This window comes from Comamonas terrae, assembly GCF_001544075.1.
Classification (GTDB): domain Bacteria; phylum Pseudomonadota; class Gammaproteobacteria; order Burkholderiales; family Burkholderiaceae_C; genus Comamonas; species Comamonas terrae.
In genome coordinates, this window is record NZ_BCNT01000008.1 from 109,866 (window position 1) to 129,036 (window position 19,171).

At 61.1% G+C, this 19,171-nt stretch carries 18 protein-coding genes and 1 tRNA gene; 13 read left to right on the top strand and 6 right to left on the bottom strand.

Translation table 11 applies throughout. The features are described from left to right. Nucleotides 1–14 precede the first annotated feature (14 nt). A complete protein-coding gene (aceE, locus tag Cte04_RS13345) occupies nt 15–2,729 on the bottom strand; it encodes a pyruvate dehydrogenase (acetyl-transferring), homodimeric type (RefSeq protein ID WP_066478333.1) in 2,715 nt (904 codons plus the stop codon). Nucleotides 2,730–3,037: 308 nt separating this feature from the next. Between aceE and Cte04_RS13350 the strand changes: the two genes are divergently transcribed. The 5 genes from Cte04_RS13350 to Cte04_RS13370 all read left to right on the top strand — a co-directional run bounded on the left by Cte04_RS13350 (nt 3,038) and on the right by Cte04_RS13370 (nt 10,265). After that, the gene (locus tag Cte04_RS13350) at nt 3,038–5,605 is read left to right on the top strand and encodes a PAS domain-containing sensor histidine kinase (RefSeq protein WP_066478338.1); all 2,568 of its coding nucleotides are present in this window, start codon (nt 3,038–3,040) and stop codon (nt 5,603–5,605) included. Continuing rightward, complete coding sequence (locus tag Cte04_RS13355) at nt 5,602–6,252, top strand: response regulator transcription factor (RefSeq protein WP_066478341.1); 651 nt, start codon at nt 5,602–5,604, stop codon at nt 6,250–6,252. Before Cte04_RS13350 ends, Cte04_RS13355 begins: the two co-directional genes overlap by 4 nt. Before the next feature lie 154 nt (nt 6,253–6,406). Further along, nucleotides 6,407–7,261: a bifunctional methylenetetrahydrofolate dehydrogenase/methenyltetrahydrofolate cyclohydrolase FolD gene (folD, locus tag Cte04_RS13360; protein WP_066478346.1), complete on the top strand. Its 855-nt coding sequence runs from the start codon at nt 6,407–6,409 to the stop codon at nt 7,259–7,261. A 145-nt stretch (nt 7,262–7,406) separates the two neighbouring features. Further along, nucleotides 7,407–9,443 (top strand): M3 family metallopeptidase, encoded by a 2,037-nt coding sequence (locus Cte04_RS13365; protein ID WP_066478349.1) that lies wholly within the window; start codon nt 7,407–7,409, stop codon nt 9,441–9,443. 99 nt (nt 9,444–9,542) lie between these two features. Beyond that, nucleotides 9,543–10,265 carry a DUF4124 domain-containing protein gene (locus Cte04_RS13370; RefSeq protein ID WP_245633371.1) on the top strand — a complete coding sequence of 241 codons (723 nt, stop codon included), beginning with the start codon at nt 9,543–9,545 and terminating at the stop codon, nt 10,263–10,265. Between the two features lie 98 nt (nt 10,266–10,363). Here the strand turns inward: Cte04_RS13370 and Cte04_RS21770 are convergent, their stop codons facing one another. Next, nucleotides 10,364–10,537, bottom strand: a complete 174-nt coding sequence (locus tag Cte04_RS21770) for a hypothetical protein (protein WP_169798050.1) — start codon at nt 10,535–10,537, stop codon at nt 10,364–10,366. Between the two features lie 166 nt (nt 10,538–10,703). Between Cte04_RS21770 and Cte04_RS13375 the strand changes: the two genes are divergently transcribed. Continuing rightward, complete coding sequence (locus tag Cte04_RS13375; RefSeq protein ID WP_066478353.1) at nt 10,704–11,288, top strand: IMPACT family protein; 585 nt, start codon at nt 10,704–10,706, stop codon at nt 11,286–11,288. A 242-nt stretch (nt 11,289–11,530) separates the two neighbouring features. Then, nucleotides 11,531–11,836: a hypothetical protein gene (locus Cte04_RS13380; RefSeq protein ID WP_066478358.1), complete on the top strand. Its 306-nt coding sequence runs from the start codon at nt 11,531–11,533 to the stop codon at nt 11,834–11,836. Between the two features lie 57 nt (nt 11,837–11,893). On the opposite strand, the gene Cte04_RS13385 is transcribed toward Cte04_RS13380, so the two are convergent. Beyond that, complete coding sequence (locus tag Cte04_RS13385) at nt 11,894–12,772, bottom strand: sensor histidine kinase (protein WP_066478361.1); 879 nt, start codon at nt 12,770–12,772, stop codon at nt 11,894–11,896. Nucleotides 12,773–12,829: 57 nt separating this feature from the next. After that, nucleotides 12,830–13,552: a LuxR C-terminal-related transcriptional regulator gene (locus Cte04_RS13390; protein WP_245633372.1), complete on the bottom strand. Its 723-nt coding sequence runs from the start codon at nt 13,550–13,552 to the stop codon at nt 12,830–12,832. A gap of 532 nt (nt 13,553–14,084) precedes the next feature. On the opposite strand from Cte04_RS13390, the gene Cte04_RS13395 reads away from it, so the two are divergent. From Cte04_RS13395 to Cte04_RS13405, 3 genes are all read left to right on the top strand, one after another. After that, on the top strand, nt 14,085–14,897 hold the full coding sequence (locus Cte04_RS13395) for a hypothetical protein (RefSeq protein ID WP_441529266.1): 813 nt from the start codon (nt 14,085–14,087) through the stop codon (nt 14,895–14,897). A gap of 73 nt (nt 14,898–14,970) precedes the next feature. After that, entirely contained in the window at nt 14,971–15,678 is a 708-nt protein-coding gene (locus Cte04_RS21840; protein WP_174522929.1) for a hypothetical protein, read from the top strand. Between the two features lie 33 nt (nt 15,679–15,711). Then, nucleotides 15,712–16,107 (top strand): hypothetical protein, encoded by a 396-nt coding sequence (locus Cte04_RS13405; protein WP_157081996.1) that lies wholly within the window; start codon nt 15,712–15,714, stop codon nt 16,105–16,107. Between the two features lie 26 nt (nt 16,108–16,133). Here the strand turns inward: Cte04_RS13405 and Cte04_RS13410 are convergent, their stop codons facing one another. After that, complete coding sequence (locus Cte04_RS13410; protein WP_157081998.1) at nt 16,134–16,349, bottom strand: hypothetical protein; 216 nt, start codon at nt 16,347–16,349, stop codon at nt 16,134–16,136. 351 nt (nt 16,350–16,700) lie between these two features. Here Cte04_RS13410 and Cte04_RS22150 point away from each other — a divergent pair, with 351 nt between their 5' ends. Then, nucleotides 16,701–16,832: a hypothetical protein gene (locus tag Cte04_RS22150; RefSeq protein ID WP_281178779.1), complete on the top strand. Its 132-nt coding sequence runs from the start codon at nt 16,701–16,703 to the stop codon at nt 16,830–16,832. Between the two features lie 117 nt (nt 16,833–16,949). Next, complete coding sequence (locus tag Cte04_RS13415) at nt 16,950–17,174, top strand: hypothetical protein (RefSeq protein WP_066478367.1); 225 nt, start codon at nt 16,950–16,952, stop codon at nt 17,172–17,174. A 99-nt stretch (nt 17,175–17,273) separates the two neighbouring features. Here the strand turns inward: Cte04_RS13415 and Cte04_RS13420 are convergent. Continuing rightward, nucleotides 17,274–17,347, bottom strand: a tRNA-Gly gene (locus Cte04_RS13420). A gap of 548 nt (nt 17,348–17,895) precedes the next feature. Between Cte04_RS13420 and Cte04_RS13425 the strand changes: the two genes are divergently transcribed. Beyond that, complete coding sequence (locus Cte04_RS13425) at nt 17,896–19,071, top strand: COX15/CtaA family protein (RefSeq protein ID WP_245633373.1); 1,176 nt, start codon at nt 17,896–17,898, stop codon at nt 19,069–19,071. The last annotated feature ends 100 nt before the right edge of the window (nt 19,072–19,171 follow it).

Sequence of the window (19,171 nt, forward strand, 5' to 3'; positions counted from 1 at the left end):
GTCTCCGGTGGTTCTTAGGCGTACAGCGGGTTGACCTTGTCAGCCTGGATGCCGTACTTCTTGATAGCTTCGGCCACGGTGGTGGCGTTGATCTTGCCTTCGTCGGCCAGAGCACGCAGGGCTGCGACCACGATGTAGTGGCGGTTCACCTCGAAGTGCTCGCGCAGCTTGGCGCGGAAGTCCGAGCGGCCGAAACCGTCGGTGCCCAGCACCTTGTAGACGCGGTCCTTGGGGATGTAAGGACGGATCTGTTCGGCATAGGCCTTCATGTAGTCGGTCGAGGCGACGACCGGACCGGCATGGCCCTGCAGCTGCTGCGTGACGAACGGGACCTTGGCGGCCTCCAGCGGGTGCAGCATGTTCCAGCGCTCGGCGTCCTGGCCATCGCGGGTCAGTTCGTTGAACGACGGGCAGCTCCACACGTCGGCAGCGATGCCCCAGTCGGCCAGCAGCAGTTCCTGGGCGAAGAAGGATTCGCGCAGGATGGTGCCCGAGCCCAGCAACTGCACGCGCAGGCCGCTTTCGGGAACCTTCTGGCCGGGCTTGCACATGTACATGCCCTTGAGGATCTGCTGTTCCGTGCCGGGGGTCAGGCCGGGCATGGCGTAGTTTTCGTTCAGCAGCGTCAGGTAGTAGAAGACGTTTTCCTGGTTCTGCACCATGCGGCGCAGGCCTTCCTGCATGATCACGGCCACTTCATGGGCGAAGGTCGGATCGTAGGAGATGCAGTTCGGGATGGTGTTGGCCAGGATGTGGCTGTGGCCGTCTTCGTGCTGCAGGCCTTCGCCGTTCAGCGTGGTGCGGCCCGAAGTGCCGCCCAGCAGGAAGCCGCGCGCCTGCAGGTCGCCGGCCGCCCAGGCCAGGTCGCCGATGCGCTGGAACCCGAACATCGAATAGTAGATGTAGAACGGGATCATGATGCGGTTGCTGTGGCTGTAGCTGGTCGCCGCGGCAATCCAGCTGGACATGCCGCCCGCTTCGTTGATGCCTTCCTGCAGGATCTGGCCGGCCTTGTCTTCCTTGTAGTACATCACCTGGTCCTTGTCGACCGGGGTGTACTGCTGGCCATGGGGGTTGTAGATGCCGATCTGGCGGAACAGGCCTTCCATGCCGAAGGTACGGGCCTCGTCCACCAGGATGGGCACCACGCGGGGGCCGATTTCCTTGTCGCGCAGCAGCTGCGTCAGGAAACGCACATAGGCCTGGGTCGTCGAGATCTCGCGGCCTTCGGGTGTGGGTTCGAGCACGGCCTTGAAGGTGTCCAGCGGCGGCACGGTGAACTGCTCGTCCGCCTTCTCGCGGCGCTTGGGCAGGTAGCCGCCCAGGGCCTTGCGGCGCTCGTGCAGGTACTTCATTTCCGGGGTATCGTCGGCCGGCTTGTAAAACGGCAGGTCGGCCAGCTGGCTGTCCGGGATCGGAATGTTGAAGCGGTCGCGGAACTCGCGGATCGCGTCGTCATCGAGCTTCTTGGTCTGGTGAACGTTGTTCTTGCCTTCGCCGACCTTGCCCATGCCGAAACCCTTGACGGTCTTGACCAGCAGCACGGTAGGCTGGCCCTTGGCGTTGTTGGCGGCATGGAAGGCCGCATAGACCTTCTGCGCATCGTGGCCGCCGCGGCGCAGCGCCCAGATCTCGTCGTCGCTCATGTGCTCGACCATCTTCAGCGTGCGGGGATCGCGGCCGAAGAAGTGCTTGCGGACATAGGCGCCGTCGTTGGCCTTGAAGGACTGGTAGTCGCCGTCGTTGCACTCCATCATGATCTTGCGCAGCGCACCGTCCTTGTCCTTGGCCAGCAGCTCGTCCCAGCCCTTGCCCCAGATCAGCTTGATGACGTTCCAGCCGGCACCGCGGAATTCGCCTTCCAGTTCCTGGATGATCTTGCCATTGCCGCGCACCGGGCCGTCCAGGCGCTGCAGGTTGCAGTTGATCACGAAGATCAGGTTGTCCAGGTTCTCGCGCGCGGCCAGGCTGATCGCGCCCAGCGATTCGGGCTCGTCCATTTCGCCGTCGCCACAGAACACCCAGACCTTGCGGTTTTCGGTATTGGCAATGCCGCGGGCGTGCAGGTACTTCAGGAAGCGCGCCTGGTAGATGGCCATCAGCGGGCCCAGGCCCATGGACACCGTTGGGAACTGCCAGAAGTCGGGCATCAGCTTGGGATGGGGATAGCTCGACAGGCCCTTGCCGTCCACTTCCTGGCGGAAGTTCAGCAGCTGCTCTTCGGAGATGCGGCCTTCCAGGTAGGCGCGGGCGTAGATGCCGGGCGACACATGGCCCTGGATGTACAGGCAGTCGCCGCCGTGGTTCTCGCTCTCGGCGTGCCAGAAGTGGTTGAAGCCGGCACCGAACATGTTGGCCAGCGAGGCGAAGGAGCCGATGTGGCCGCCCAGGTCACCGCCTTCGGGGGGATGAATGCGGTTGGCCTTGACCACCATGGCCATGGCGTTCCAGCGCATGTAGGCGCGCAGGCGCTGTTCGATCTCGAGGTTGCCGGGGCAGCGAGCCTCCTGGCTGGGCTCGATGGTGTTCACATAGCCGGTGTTGGCCGAGAACGGCAGGTCCACGCTGCTTTGGCGTGCATGCTCGAGCAGCTCCTCGATCAGCTTGTGGGCGTATTCAGCGCCTTCGCGATCGATCACGGCCGAGAGGGCATCCATCCACTCACGCGATTCTTGTTGGTCCAGGCCGGCGGGCAAGCCAGCGCCTTGAGGGTCAGTCTGAGCTGTCATTTGAGGTGTCTCCTTCGAGAAAGGTAACTTCCGGGACCGAACCAGTGAGCGGCCGTACACGCTGTCGTGGCAGGTTCCATGCCAGCTTGGTGTGGCACGGGCCCAGTTGTACGACCCCGAAATTACCGGATCACTGTCTCGATAGCGGGCGAGTTTCGCACATTTTTTTTAAATTTCAAATTGTGCTTTGTGATTTCACAATTTAAAAAATTGCTGCAAATGCACATACAGGGAGCCCGAAAAAAAGCGTCGCTTTAACGACAAAAATACTCGGCAAAAACAGTGGGGCTCTCCCCTACACTGCAAGGATGCAAACAAGCAATTCCCGGACTGTGACTGCGGCCGAGCCCTCCGCAGAATCGATGGCCGCGCCCGTGCGCTGGTGGCGCAGCTGGTGGCGCAGTCTTTCGCCTACACGGCAGGACCGTTTTGCGGCGCTGGCACCGCTGGCCTCGGTGCTGATGTTCATGGCAGCCATCATTGCCTCGTTCTGGTATCTGCGCACGGAAGAGGTCGACCGAGAGCAGGAGGCCCTGCGGCGCGATGTGGAGTACGCGCAGCAGCGCGTGCGCCTGCGCCTGCTGGAGCGCCAGGAGCAGCTGATGCGCATGGCGCGCGACCTGGGCATCAAGGAACTGGGCAGGTCCGACTTTGCCAGCCGCTCCGAGGCGCTGATCAGCCAATATCCGGAACTGCAGTCCATCACTTGGCTGGACGACAAGCGCCATGTACTGAGCAGCCAGGCCGCGCCTACCGTGGCTACCGACCAGTTGCGCGTGCCCGGCGAGACCCTGAACCAGGCGGATGCCGTCAACGCCTACCAGCAGGCGCGCGAGATGCTGCAGCCCATTTATGTGCAAAGCCAAGGCCGCGACGGCGAGCCCTCTCCCCTGCTGCAGCTGCATGTCCCCATCAACAGCAACAACCGCTATGTAGGCGAGCTGCTGGGCGAGTTTTCCGTGGACAGCCTGCTGCGCTACGGCACGCCCACCGAAGTCATGGCGCGCTATGCCATCACCATGCGCGACAGCCATGGCCACATCCTGGCCGGCACCCCGCTCACCCTGCGCAAGAGGACGCCCAGCGAGCTATTGAACTTCCGCGCCATCGCCAATGAATACGAGGTACCCGTTTCGCCCGTCGGCAATTCGCTCATGCTGCGTGCCCAGGCCTACCGTACCTCGCTGGGCGTGGTCGGCAGTGGCCTGTTCTGGCTGGTCGGCACCCTGAGCGCCATGACCGCCTGGATGCTGCTGGCCACCTGGCGGCACACGCGCCGGCGCCAGCGCGCGCAGGAAGCCCTGGTGGCCGAAACCAATTTCCGCCGCGCCATGGAAAACTCCGTGCTCACCGGCATGCGCGCACTGGACCTGCAGGGCCGCATCACCTATGTGAATGCGGCGTTCTGCCAGATGACGGGCTGGAGCGAACAGGAACTGGTGGGCCAGGTACCGCCCTATTCCTACTGGCCGGACAACGATTACGACAACCTGCACTCGCAACTGCGCGAGGAATTGTCGGGCAAGACCATCGTGGGCGGCTTCCAGGTGCGCGTGAAGCGCAAGAATGGCACGCTGTTCGATGCGCGCCTGTATGTCTCGCCGCTGATCGATGCCCACGGCCAGCATACGGGCTGGATGTCCTCGATGACCGACATCACCGAGCCCAACCGCATCCGCGAACAGCTTTCCGCCTCCTACGAGCGCTTCACCATCGTTCTGGAAGCCCTGGATGCGTCGGTTTCCGTGGCACCGCTGGGCGGAGCCGAGCTGCTGTTCGCCAACAAGCTCTATAGGCAATGGTTCGGCTCCCAGGCCGAAGGCCACCTGCAGCTGGTGGCCAAGGCCGGCGTGCTGCCCGCGCGCAGGCAGTCCCGGCGCGGCGAGGACGAGGATCTCGCGGGCGTGTCCGACTCCCTCACCGACGCGCGCAGCGAGAATGCGGAGATCTTCGTGCCCGACCTGGGCAAGTGGCTGGAAGTGCGCTCGCGCTATCTCAGTTGGGTCGACGGGCGCCTGGCCCAGATGGTGATTGCCACCGATATCACCCAGCGCCGCCTGGCCGAGGACCAGGCCGCGGCCCAGGCCGAGAAGGCCCAGACCGCCAGCCGCCTGATCACCATGGGCGAGATGGCCTCCAGCGTGGCACACGAACTCAACCAGCCGCTCACGGCCATCAGCAACTACAGCTCGGGCATGCTCTCGCGCCTGGAAAAAGGCACGCTGACCGAAGAGCAGATGAAGTTCGCGCTCGAAAAGACCGCCCACCAGGCACAGCGCGCGGGCCAGATCATCCAGCGCATCCGCTCCTTCGTGAAAAAGAGCGAGCCCAACCGCACCCTGGCGCAGGTCAGCGAAATGGTGAACGAGGCCGTGGAGCTGGCCGGCATCGAGCTGCGCCGGCGCAACGTGCAACTGTCCACCCATGTTGCGGAGCGTTTGCCGCCCGTGATGGCCGACACCATTCTGATCGAGCAGGTTCTGATCAATCTGATGAAGAACAGCGCCGAGTCCATCGACCATTCGGACCGTCCCCCAGGCCAGCGCAGCGTGGAGCTGCGCGTTCGTCCGCAGATGTTCGAAAACCTCAAAGGCGTGGAGTTCACCGTGGAAGACACCGGCAAGGGCCTGCCGCCCGAAGTGCTGGAGCATCTCTTCGAAGCCTTCTTCTCGACCAAGTCCGAAGGCATGGGCATCGGCCTGAACCTCTGCCGCTCCATTGTGGAGTCGCATCACGGAAGAATGCGTGCCGAGAACCTCTACAATGGTTCCGAGGTCATTGGCTGCCGCTTTTCCTTCTGGCTGCCTCTGGCAACAATGGTGGAGACGACAACACTCGCCACGTCAACCGAATCCATACCGAGGACGATTGCATGAGTTTGATTCCCAAAAAAGGCACTGTGTACGTAGTTGATGACGATGAAGCGGTTCGTGATTCGTTGCAATGGCTGCTCGAAGGCAAGGACTACCGTGTCCGCTGCTTCGATTCCGCAGAGACCTTTCTTTCGCGCTACGACCCCCGCGAAGTTGCCTGCCTGATCGTGGACATCCGCATGGGCGGCATGACCGGCCTGGAGCTGCAGGACCGCCTGATCGAACGCAAGTCCCCCCTGCCCATCGTGTTCATCACCGGCCACGGCGATGTGCCCATGGCCGTGAACACCATGAAGAAAGGCGCGCTGGACTTCATCCAGAAGCCTTTCAACGAGGAAGAGCTGGTGGGCCTGGTCGAACGCATGCTGGACCATGCGCGCGAAGCCTTTGCCGGCCACCAGCAGGCCGCCAACCGCGATGCGCTGCTGGCCAAGCTCACGGGCCGCGAGGCGCAGGTGCTCGAGCGCATCGTGGCAGGCCGCCTGAACAAGCAGATCGCCGACGACCTGGGCATCAGCATCAAGACCGTGGAGGCGCACCGCGCCAACATCATGGAAAAGCTCAACGCCAACACCGTTGCCGACCTGCTCAAGATCGCGCTGGGCCAAGGCCAGACCGCGGCCGCAGCCAAGGCGGCCGCCACCCACTGAACACGGAGCCGGTTCCGGCTTGCCGGATCGGCAGGATAATCGGGGAAAGCCAGCACAAAGCTTTCGTGCTTTCAGATTAGCCCACTTCCATTCTGATAGCTGCTAGCGCTTGTATATCAAGGGTTAGCAGCATTTTTATTGGTAAACCCCAGCCATGACAGCCCAAATCATCGACGGCAAATCCCTTTCCGAACAACTGCGCAAGGAAGTCGCCACGCGCGCCGCCGCGCTGAAAGCCAAAGGCATCACGCCGGGCCTGGCGGTGATCCTCGTCGGTGACAACCAGGCCTCCCAGGTCTACGTGCGCAACAAGGTCAAGGCCTGCGAAGATGTAGGCTTCCATTCGGTACTGGAGAAGTACGATGCCGCGATGACGCAAGCGGAGCTGCTGGCCCGCGTCGAGGCATTGAACAACGATCCCAGCATCCATGGCATCCTGGTGCAGTTGCCCCTGCCCAAGCACATCGACGATCACAAGGTCATCGAGACCATTTCGCCGGCCAAGGACGTCGATGGCTTCCACGTGGCCAGCGCCGGCGCGCTGATGGTGGGCGAAGTTGGCTTCAAGGCCTGTACGCCCTACGGTTGCATGAAGATGCTTGAATCCATCGGCATGAAGGACCTGCGCGGCAAGCACGCCGTGGTCATCGGCCGCTCCAACATCGTGGGCAAGCCCATGGCCATGATGCTGCTGGCCGCCAATGCCACCGTCACCATCACCCACAGCGGCACGGCCGATCTGGGCGCCATGACACGCCAGGCAGACATCGTGGTGGCTGCCGTGGGCAAGGTCAACGTGCTGACTGCGGACATGGTCAAGCCCGGCGCCGTGGTGATCGATGTGGGCATGAACCGCAACGCCGAGGGCAAGCTCTGCGGCGACGTGGACTTCGAAGGCGTCAAGCAGGTCGCAGGCTACATCACGCCCGTGCCCGGCGGCGTGGGCCCCATGACCATCACCATGCTGCTGGTCAACACCATGGAGTCCGCCGAGCGCGCGGCCGTCTGAGACCGGCCCGCATGCAGGGCTTGTGCGTGGGTCTCGGCCGGTGTCCGCATGGACGCTGACCTCAGGCTGACGCTATCGCAGCCATAGCAACTTCCCGTCCTGGCCAGCGCTTGATTTCCCGGTTTTTGCCGGAAACTGATACAGCATGAGCAATCCACTTCTCGAATCCTCCGACCTGCCCCTGTTCGACCGCATCACGCCTGCGGATGTGGGCCCTGCCATCGACATCCTGCTGGCGCGCGCCAGCGAGGCGCTGGAGACCGTCACGGCGCCCGGTTTTCCTGCGCAATGGCAAGCCATCTCCGCCGTGCTGGATGTCGCCACCGAGAAGCTGGGCACGGCCTGGGCAGCCGTCAACCACCTCAACAGCGTGGCCGATACGCCCGAGCTGCGTGCAGCGTACAACCAGGTTCTGCCCAAGGTCACCGAGTTCTGGACGAATCTGGGCGCCGACGAGCGCCTGTATGCCAAATACAAGGCCATTGACCCCGCCAGCCTGAACAAGGAGCAGCGCGCAGCCTGGGACCATGCAATGCGCGGCTTCGTGCTGTCGGGCGCCGAGCTGCAGGGCGCGGCCAAGGAACGCTTTGCGCAGATCCAGGCACGCTCTGCCGAGCTGGCCCAGAAGTTCAGCGAAAACGCTCTCGATGCCACCGATGCCTTTGCCTACTACGCCACGGCCGAGGAGCTGGACGGCGTGCCCGCCGATGTGCAGCAGGCAGCGCGTGCCGCCGCGGAAGCCGAAGGCAAGCCAGGCTTCAAGCTCACGCTGAAAATGCCCTGCTACCTGCCGGTCATGCAGTTTGCCAGGAGCAGTGCGCTGCGCGAAAAGCTCTATCACGCCTATGTGACCCGCGCTTCCGATCAGGCCGAAGGTGAAGCCAAGCGCTTCGACAACACAGAAGTGATGAAGGAAATCCTGGCGCTGCGCAAGGAGGAAGCCCAACTGCTCGGCTATGCCAACTTCGGCGAAGTGTCGCTGGTCCCCAAGATGGCCGATTCGCCCAGGCAGGTCGTCGACTTCCTGCGGGACTTGGCGCGCCGGGCCCGCCCCTATGCCGAAAAGGATGTGGCAGACCTGCGCGAGTTCGCCCGCAAGGAACTGGATATCGCCGATCCCCAGCCCTGGGACTGGGCCTTCATCGGCGAAAAGCTCAAGGAAGCCCGCTATTCCTTCAGCGAGCAGGAGCTCAAGCAATATTTTCCCGCGCCCAAGGTGCTGGCAGGCCTGTTCAAGATCGTGGAGACCCTGTTCGAAGTCTCCATCCGCCGCGACGAGGCACCGGTCTGGAATTCCAGCGTGGAGTTCTACCGCATCGAGCGCGAAGGCCAGCTGGTCGGCCAGTTCTACCTGGACCCCGCAGCCCGCAAGGGCAAGCGCGGCGGCGCCTGGATGGACGATGTACGCACGCGCTGGCTGCGCCCCGACACCCACCAGCTGCAGACGCCTGTGGCCCATCTGGTCTGCAACTTCGCGGCCGGTGTGGAAGGCAAGCCGCCGCTGCTCACGCACGACGATGTGATCACGCTGTTCCATGAGACAGGCCACGGGCTGCACCACATGCTCACCCAGGTCAACGATCGCGACGTCTCGGGCATTGCCGGCGTGGAATGGGATGCCGTGGAGCTGCCCAGCCAGTTCATGGAGAACTTCTGCTGGGAGTGGGATGTGCTCAAGCATATGACCGCCCATGTGGACACGGGCGAGCCGCTGCCCCGCGCACTCTACGACAAGATGATTGCCGCCAAGAATTTCCAGTCCGGCATGCAGACGCTGCGCCAGATCGAGTTCGCGCTGTTCGACATGCTGCTGCATACCGAGCATAGCCCTGCGGATGACTTCATGCCTCTGCTGGCCAGGGTGCGCTCGGAAGTGGCCGTGCTGCCCACGACGGCCTACAACCGCATGGCCCATACCTTCAGCCACATCTTTGCGGGCGGCTACGCCGCGGGCTACTACAGCTACAAGTGGGCGGAAGTGCTTTCCGCCGATGCCTATGCGGCCTTCGAGGAAACGGTCCTGCCCGACGGCTCGCCCAACCCCGAGACCGGCCGCAAGTACCGCCAATCCATCCTCGAAGCCGGCGGCAGCCGCCCGGCCATGGAGTCCTTCAAGGCCTTCCGCGGCCGCGAGCCCCAGCTCGACGCTTTGCTGCGCCATCAGGGTATGGCCCAGGCCTGAACAGGCACTTCTTCAGCCTCCTGCAAAAGGTGCCGGTTGCTGCGCCTTTTGCTGTCTGGCGGCGGATAGCTGCGCTAAGCTAGGTCGGCCTTTTCAGCCATGACCTACGCCTTGCTCATGCCACAGAACGACTTTTCCGCTACCTCTTCTTTTTTGCGCTTCGGACGGCGAAGCCGCAATACCCTGTTGCAGATGGCCGTGCTTGCAGCCTGCCTGGGTGTCTCCATGGGGCAGGCCCAGGGCATCTACAAAAGTGTGGGGCCGGACGGGCGGGTGACGTTCTCCGACCGGCCTGTCCTCCAGAGCGGCCAAAGAATGGAATCCGCCCCAACGGCTGCTCCCGCGTCGCCGCCCGCAGGCAATGCCTCACTGCCCTATGCGCTGCGCCAGACTGCCAGCCGCTATCCAGTTGCCCTGTATTCCGCCAAGGATTGTCAGCCCTGCGATGAGGCTCGCTGTTTTCTGCAGGCGCGCGGCATACCTTTCGCGGAATGGCTGGTGGAGACAAGCGCCGATCAGGCGGCCCTGCAAAAACTCAGTGGCCAGAACTCCCTTCCGTTCGCCACCATCGGGCAGCAGCATCTGAACGGCTTTGCCGAGAACATCTGGGGGGAGTATCTCAGTGCTGCAGGCTATCCTGCAAAGTCCCAGCTTCCCACGGGCTACCAACCGCCTCCCGCTGCCAAGCTGACAAAGCCCATGGCCGAAGAACAGCCATTGAAACAGGCTGCCACAGACACGCCAGCCGAAGCAACGCGCCCGGCAGCCACCCCGCCACCTGGTTCAACGGCAGCGGATAACCCTGCCGGTCTGCGTTTTTAGGAGTGCAGATGCACGGATGGAAAGCGGGCTCAACAAATCAGCGCAGCAGCCGGTAAGCTCAATCGGGGATTGAGCTTTCGCCGGTTCTCGGCAGGCCGCTACCACTCGCCGACATTGCGGATACGCTGAACCCAATCCAACGCGTCCTCTTCGGCTTGTCCCGCGGCCTTCATGCCTTCCCCCAGTTCCTGCTGGAGCGGCGGAGGAGAAAAGTGTTCGCGACCGAACGTATGCTCGGTCAAAGCGTTGTTCGAAGTCTTGGGCATGTCCATGGCTGCACTCCTTTGCAAAAAGCTTACAGCTCATGCCCTCTTGCGTATGTAGGAAGAAGAAACATGTCTATGCGTTTTCGATCCAGATAATCCCGCAAGCATGGGCACGCAGCCCGGGCGGCATAGGGAAAGGCAGTGCCCTTTTCACGCTATGCTGCCGTCCTCTATGCCCCAGACTCTCCGAACAGCAGCGCACAGCGATCTCATCATCAAGAAAAGTCGTTTCATTGGCTGCGTCCAACCCATGACCGACAGAGCCAGTGCCCAGGCCGTAGTCGAGCAGCTGCGGCGCCAGCATCCAGGAGCCAATCATGTGTGCTGGGCCTTGCTGGCCGGTGGCCAGTCGGCCGCTGTGGACGATGGCGAGCCAAGCGGGACCGCGGGCCGCCCCATGCTCGATGTGTTGCGCCACCAGGGTCTGGAAGGCGTGCTGGCAACCGTGGTGCGCTATTTCGGTGGTGTCAAGCTGGGCGCAGGTGGCTTGGTGCGCGCCTATACCGATGCGGTAGCCCAAGCGCTGATGCAGGCCGAGAAGGTTGCCATCCAGCGCATGTGCCTGCTGCGCTGCGCTGCGCCGTATGCGCTCGAAGGCATGATTCGCCGCCAGATAGAAGCCGCCGGGGCCGAACTTGTCAGCGTCGAGCATGGCAGTCTTGTCACCATGCACATACAGCTGCCCCAACCGCAATCCACTGCATTTGTGGACCTGCTCAACGAAAACGGCCAAGGCCGCGTCGGCTGGCTGGACTAATGCATCTCCCTGGACAGCTGTTCCTTTATGCAACAGTCCAGCTTGCCTGAGAAAAATATTTTTCCGCTCTCAAAATCCAAGCAATAAAGCCTTGCTGACGTTGGCAGAGCCAGTGCATTTAAGGTCTGAACAGGTCTTTTCAAAGGCCAGTCAACCATGGCAAAAAGACGTCGACCTCCATAGAATCCAGGAGCCTGATACAAATAGAAACACAACCACCACAATATCGAGAGGGAACAGACATGGTCAGGAGCCACAAGCTCGTTGGGAAATGCAAGAAGGCTGTTGCCGCAGCCATCCTCAACAAAATCCAGCAGCGCCAGTTCATGCGTGCCGCTTTTTTGAGAAGCTGGAGTTCCCTCGCGGTAGTGGCCTCTGCGTCAACCGCCCTGTGGACATTCTTCCCCCAATTCACCTTGCTGTTCGGGTGCATCGCCGGTGCGGGCTGTGTCAGCATTGCCATCGACTGCTTGCAATTCGCACGCGTTCAGCGCCGCAAAAGTATCGAGCGCTTTGTTTCACGCGCATGCCTGCGCTTCGCTAGCTGATCCTGATCTTTTAGCTCTTCAAGGCTGGCGATGCAGGCAATGCGCTGCCTGGTTGGCTCATTGTCGGCAGCTCGACCCGCTTCGCCAGCGCAGCAGCACCTGTGTTCCTCCACCATGCCTCGGGTGGATATGCAGATCGCCGCCTATGTCGTTCATACGGCGGAACATGCCCGGCAGCCCATGGCCGGATTTAGATGCATCCGCCAGGGTAGTGCGAAGGTCAAAACCGTCGCCGTTGTCTTCTATACAAAGACGCCAGTTCCAGCCGTAACCTTGTGAATGGCCTTGTTCATACGGTTCAAGCGTGACCCAGATTTCCGTGGCATTGGCATGTGTCATCGCATTGCTCATGCATTCTTGGACAATGGCCAATACCTGCTGCGCCCGCCTCCCACAAGGCAAAGAGGCGGCTGAGCGTGAACCTACCCCCAGCTCAGGATCGCTGACCTGCCAGTGCAGCTGTATCCCTTTATGCCGCAAGGCAGGCTCCAGACGGTGGCGCAATCGTGCCAAGCGGGACACCAAACCATCGTCCTGCGCATCCATCGAATCCACAACAAGCCTCAAATCCAGCAAGGCTCGCTCGAGGATATCCTTGATATGGTTTTTACCGTCTTGATCTTGCGTATCAATCAAGGACAGCGCCTGAACCAGCTGGCATCCCAATGTATCGTGCAGATCACTGGCAATGCGTTTTCTTTCCGCCTGGATTGCCGTGGGTATCTCCAAGCTTTTCTGCATCTTCAATTGAAACATGCTGGCGAATCTGCGTATTGAACTCAATACAAGCATCAAGCTGCATAAGGCTGCAATCAAACTGATGGCTTGCAGGTCTGCCTTATGCTTCAAGGAGCTATCAAAACACCAAGTTAGCAGTACCATCGACTGGAATAAATTGCATGAAACCTGCCAACCCAAAATGCGCCGCGATTCCATGGTGACCTCTATATGGGGATCCTTATCCTTTTAATGGAATTTCCCAGCATTTGCTTTTCAGAGCCATCCTTTCAAAGATGCCGCGCGTACCGCCTGAGCTCTTGTATGAGTTTGCAGTTTTCTGTAAATATTCTTGATATGTGTATTGACCGTCAAGGCGCTTATTTTCAGGAAACTGGCCACCTCGGGTCCGGTATAGCCACAAGCAATCATCTTGAGGATTTCACATTCCCGTGCGGAAAGCTGATCATCCGGCAAAGGCTCTTCAGAAAGAGAGAACTTTGCAGGCGCTTTCCCCAGATGGGACAGCAGCTTTCTGGCCAGAACGGGAGTAATCGAGGCCCCCCCGTTGGCAACCTGTAGAACGGCCTGGGGATAGTCATCGAACCATGAGTTCTTGAGGAGATAGCCTACCGCTCCCCGCTCGAAGGCTTGCAGTACCTTGTCATCGCGCTCTGTCACCGACACCACAATGGACAGCACGCTCGGATACAGATTGCGCGCGAACTCCAGCAGTTCCAGCCCCTCGCCATCTCCTAGATTCAGGTCGACGATGAGCACATCGAATTCCTGCTGGCGTATGTTCTTGCGTGCCTCCCGCAGATTGGCAGCCTGTCCGACCAGCAGCGTGCGGCTGTCCGCCATTAGACCTTGCGCAATCACTCGGCGTGCGTGGCAGTCGTCGTCAACCACAAACACCCGTACGGGCTGACCCTCCTGCCCCACCATGTCATGGGGCCATAGATGGGGATCCATGGCCAGCAAGTGTTGATTCGGCATGGTTGCGGCTTCTGAAGCCCTGGACAAAACGGACATGTTGCGCCCCATAAACCCGGGAAGAAGAAAATTTCCTCCCTTGAAGCGCAAACTAAAAGCAACACCACCCAAAATCTATAAAAATTGTCAAAAACTGCGTCAAATTTACCAAAATTACAAAGCAACACATATTTTCAAGGTATCTCTTGGTTCCTTTACCTTCATCTCTGCAAATAAAATTTCACCGTTGAATTAAATTCGATTTATTGACTAATCAATATTCAGACATATTTAGCTTTAATGCAGTACCTATCAAAATATGAAGACGCATAAATTATAGAACATTAAGAATAGAAATTTACCTTTGATTACCACATAAAATTTCCGAAATTTAATTCAAATTCTATAGCAAGATTCACGACAAAATAAATGAATTCCCGTGGGACTCAAGTACACAATATTTGCTGAAGCTTGAAAAATAAATAAGGTATTTTTATTTTTGATATCCCTGCCGAAACTGCTTAGGACCGAAAGCATTTTTGAAAGGACCGATTTGATGCCTTTCACTACTGCAGAAGGTTCCGTTGGATCTGCGTTGCCCAACCGGGCAAGCAGTCTGTCATCTCAACCCTCCCAACATTCTGGGAACTGGCTTTTCAAAGGGACGATCATGAAAAAATCTCTGATTGCTATGGCTGTCATCGCCGTGGCCGGCATGGCCTCGGCAGCTGTCAGCAGCTCCAGCATTGCCGCAACAACGACCTCGACCAGTTCGTCGTCGGGTACGGTGTCTACAGCGGGCAGTTCGGGCAATGGCAGTGCGCTGAGCCTCAACAGTGCGACGTCTGACGCCGGCGCCACTGCCCATGCCAGCGGTGGCTCCTTCGCGGTTCCCGGTTTTGCTGCTGGCAGCGCCGGGGTGAGCGGCAGTGCCACCACCTCCGGCACGGTGCATAGCCTGGCCGTCACTTCGGGCAATGGCGCGGCCTTGGGAGGCGCACAAGCCACCTCCTCCGCAAATTCGGGCGCAATTGCCGGCTATGGCTCCAGCGCTCCTGGCGCTTCGGTCAGCGGCGTGGCATACGGAGGAGCGCAATCCAATACCAACAATATGGCAGTGACTGCTGCAGGGCCTGGCGGAGGCATTGCCGTGGTCAACAACACTTCCGGCACACAGTCGGGCTACGGTGCAACGTCCGCAGCCATCTCGGCTCCTGGTGGTACCTGGACTAACACGACTTCCGGAGCAGGATCGACGGGCTCCAGCGTGTTCCAGAACACCGGTGTCGCAGGCAATGCCGCGGCCTGGTCCAACGGAGGCGGAACTTCGGGCTCTGCAATTGCCGGCTCGCTGGCAAACGCCCACTGAGACCTTTCGCTGCACTGTTGTGCCCGCACCTTGGCCAGTCCCTACGGGCTGGCCGGGGGCCAAGGAGAAGATCATGAGAGTGCTAATTGGTTTGCTGGGACTCTTCGTCAGCCTGGGCGGTCTTGCCCAAACGCCTGAGACGAGCGAGAGCATGGCGAGCAGCAACGCTGTAGGAAATCAACAGTCTGTTACTTTCGTGACGCCGCCGGTACAGACCATCGACAGCCGCTCGGACCAGAACATCACCACCAGCGGAACGACCACGCAGAACGTCAATACCGTCGCGAGCGGCACTACGAGGAACATCGTTCAATACACGGGCAGCTACACCATGAAAAACGTGCCCAGTGTGAATGGTCCCAATCTGACAACCAGCAACGACACCTGCATGGGCAGCAGCAGCGGGAGCGCCAATGGTGCAGGGTTTGGCGTGAGCTTTGGCACCACCTGGACCGACGAGCATTGCAAACGCCTCAAGATGAGTCGTGAACTCTGGAACAAGGGCATGAAGGCTGCATCGCTGGCCATGGATTGCATGGACCCCTCGGCCCGGGTTGCACTGGAGATCACAGGGACCAAATGTCCCCAATCCATGACGTTGCAGGAGCGGCGTGCCAACTATGGGCCCGATGCTTCGGCAGAGGGCATTACCGCCAGCACGGCCACAGTCTCAGCCCGTTCTTCCGACATGGCCTTGACCGGTCCTGTCGGTGCACCGGAAGGCGCAGCGGCCCTGTCCGTGACGGAGGACCCGCGAACTTCGAGTCTCTACAACAACTGACAGGCCGCATTCTCTGCCTGTACGGAGACCATCATGCCCAGATCCCTGTTTCCGCGCCTTCCGCTGCTGGCTCTTTGGCTGGTCGGCGGCGGATTGCCGGCCTGGTCGGCCATGCTGACGCCGCCAGCAACCAATGCACCTCTCACCATCGACCGCATGCCATTTGGCAGCGGCGAGCAAAGCAAGGCAGGCGAGGACATTGCCCAGCCCGTGGGCAACTACGGCGTCTGGCACGTGCCCCAATACCTGCCAGGCTATCCCACCTCGGCCACCATTTGGCCCAGGGCCGTCATCGTCAAATGCAGGAGCCAGCACTGCCAGGGCTATGTCATCACACCGGAAATGGGCCCCGGCGAGTATCTGTTCTTCATTCCCTCGGAAGATGAAGCCGGGCCGGCCAGCCATCCGGGCAACGCTGCTACGCAATAGTCACAGGAGTTGCAGCCCTGACGGCGTCAGCAGCCGCGATCAGGTATGCAGTTGCGCGAGTCCCACTGCCCATCCGGACCGAAACCATCGCCCGAGCGCATGTCAGGGCTCGGTTTGCGGCTGTATTCGCCGCCCTGGTCCCTTTCTCCCTGATCTTGCCCTCCATGCCTGTGGTCGGGGGGCGACGCGATGCAGCCTGCCAGCGACAGCACGGCTGCAGCCAGGAACAGAAGCTGTTTCATGGCAATCCCTTCTCATATGCAGCTTCAGTCTAGGCACCGTGGGTTGACAGGCTGTAAACCGATGTACCGGCTGGACACAGCGACGGCCGGCTGCAACGGACAGCTTGCCACCTCAGGAAAATACTGTATAAAATAACAGTATCAGTATCCCGCCTGGCACAGACCAGGCCCATCAGCACAGAGCGTGGTTCAACCAGAACCGGGTGTGGATCGAGGCAGCCTGGATGCTGCCACCGATAGACCCCAAGCCGGGTGCCCCGCTCTTTTTCCTGATGGAGAACCAAACGATCGAAGCATGCCTCGGCGCTTATGCATCAAGCATCTGGCGCCATCACCAAGGAGCAAATAGCCATGAAAACCTGCCTCGTCACCATAGGCTGCCTGCGATACACAGGCCTGTTCCGTTCCAGTGCCATGGCCGTGCTTGACGCCATGTACCGCTATCCCGATGCACGGGCCATCAGCGTGCGGGTGATGCCGTGAATCCTGCCCGCAATGGTCATCCCCTCCTCTGCGGGCTGGTGCTGGCCACTACCTGGCTGGCCGTGGCAGGCGTGTCATTGCTTTTCGCCTGGACATGGCTTCAAGTGATTGCCCTGTATGGCTGAAAACTTCAGGGAGCGCCCTCTGCTGACGGGCATGCGCAGGCCCGTACTGCCCAGTCAGGGCGGACTGCTGGACCGCAGCTTTGTCTATCGCTCGGCCAGCAAGACCGATGTGCGCCTGACCTGGGCCCAAGCGAAAAACGCTTCACGCTCCGTGATCGGAAAGAGGCATGCCGACATCTTCCCGGAAAGCCGGGCAGAAGACGCGCAGGACACTTGAAATGGCAGGATCCGTCGCCTGCGGTGCGCCGAAGCTCCATCCGGGACCACATGGAAACGACGAAGAGGCCTGGCCGGCCTTGCTCTGGATCCAGCAATCTGGAGCGGGCGATGGGAATCGAACCCACGTCATGAGCTTGGGAAGCTCAGGTCCTGCCATTGAACGACGCCCGCCTGTGGCATGCACTTCGCAGGCCTGAAGTGCATGAAGAAGAAATCGCCGCCGCCGGCGCATCCGGCAGCAGCGAGTCGCTATCGTACCTCAAGCCAATGGCGTGCCAAGCCAATTCGAGGGGATTCTTGCGTTGGCGAATGCTCCCCTGCCAAAGAGCAGGCGCGCCGAACCCGTCCCGCAGGGCTGCTGCGCATTAGGACAAATTGTCCTAGGCGCTCCCATGCTGCATTAGGGGCACTCAAAACGAGAGTGCTTTGCCAGAAATGGCACAGGTAAAATTGTTCCGGATCAAACATCCGCCCTTTTTTACCTGACGGGCCTGTGCAATGTTCTGCTTTTTCAGATCCACGCCAGCTTCAGCCGTCTCTGTTCTGCTTGAACAGGCGTGAGGGAGAGGGCATGCATTGGCCCTTTTCCGCTGCCCCGCCATTTTTTCAGACCGCAACAGACGGCCGCCCTTGTCCACCATGTCCTGCCTTTCCCGCGAGAGTTCTTTTGCCGCCCGATGCCGGATGTCGCCAGGCGCCGACGCAGACAAGGCAGTTGCATGTCCCGCGGATCAGACATGACGCCGGCCGCTTCCTCGCTCTACAACCTCGCGCCGGTGCTGGAGCTCATGTGCCTGGGCCTGCTGCTGGCCCTGGGCCCGCTGGCCTGGGTCTGGTGGCGCAACCGCAGCCGGGGAGCGCATGCCAGGCTGCAGGCCCTGTGCGTGCTCACGCTGTTTCTCACCTTCGACCTGGTCCTGTTCGGTGCCTTCACACGGCTGACGGACTCCGGCCTGGGCTGCCCCGACTGGCCCGGCTGCTACGGCAGCTCCAGCCCCATCGGCGCGCAGGCGCAGATTTCCGAAGCCCAGGCTGCCATGCCCACAGGCCCCGTCACGCACGGCAAGGCCTGGGTGGAGATGATCCATCGCTATCTGGCCACCGCAGTGGGTGTGCTCATCATTGCGATCACGGTGCTTACCTGGCTGGCGGCCCGGCGCGTACGCCGCGAAGGTCGCTCCTGGCCCGGCGGCTCTCTCAGCCCGTGGTGGCCGACCGCCGCCCTGGTCTGGGTCTGCATACAGGGTGCCTTTGGCGCGCTCACGGTCACGATGAAGCTCTTTCCTGCCATCGTGACGCTGCACCTGCTCGGCGGCACGTTCCTGCTGGCGCTGCTGTGCATTCCCGCCTCGGCGCTGAGCCTGCAGGCGGCCGGGCGGACGCTGGTTTCGGTCGCACGCAGGCTGCGCTGGCTGCTGTGGCTGGCGCTGGTGCTGCTGGTGGCCCAGGTGTCGCTGGGCGGCTGGGTCAGCACCAATTACGCCGTGCTGGCCTGCACCACCTTCCCGACCTGCCAGGGCAGCTGGTGGCCGGCCATGGACTTTGGCCAGGCGCTGCAGCTCTGGCGGCCGCTGGGCCTGCTGGCCGACGGCAGCCACATCAGCTTCGAGGCGCTGACCGCCATCCACTATCTGCATCGCCTGGCGGCCTATGGCGTGATCGCGGTGCTGGCCGGCCTGTGGGCGGCACTGCGCCATGCACCGGCGCTGGCCGCGCAGCGCCGGCTGCTGGGCGGATTTCTGATACTGCAGGTGCTGACCGGCCTGTCCAACGTGGTGCTGGACTGGCCGCTGGTGGCCGCCGTGCTGCACACGGGCGGTGCCGCCGCGCTGGTGACCATTGTGGTCTGGTGCCTGGCCGTCACCAGGGCCGATGCCAACCCTCAACGGGCCTAGCCGCTTGCCGCCGCCAAGCCCGCACAAAGGAGAACAGGACTGACGCCCAGCCCGCATGCATACAAGGCGCCTCCCCAGGGAATGCGCCTTGCCGTTGCCG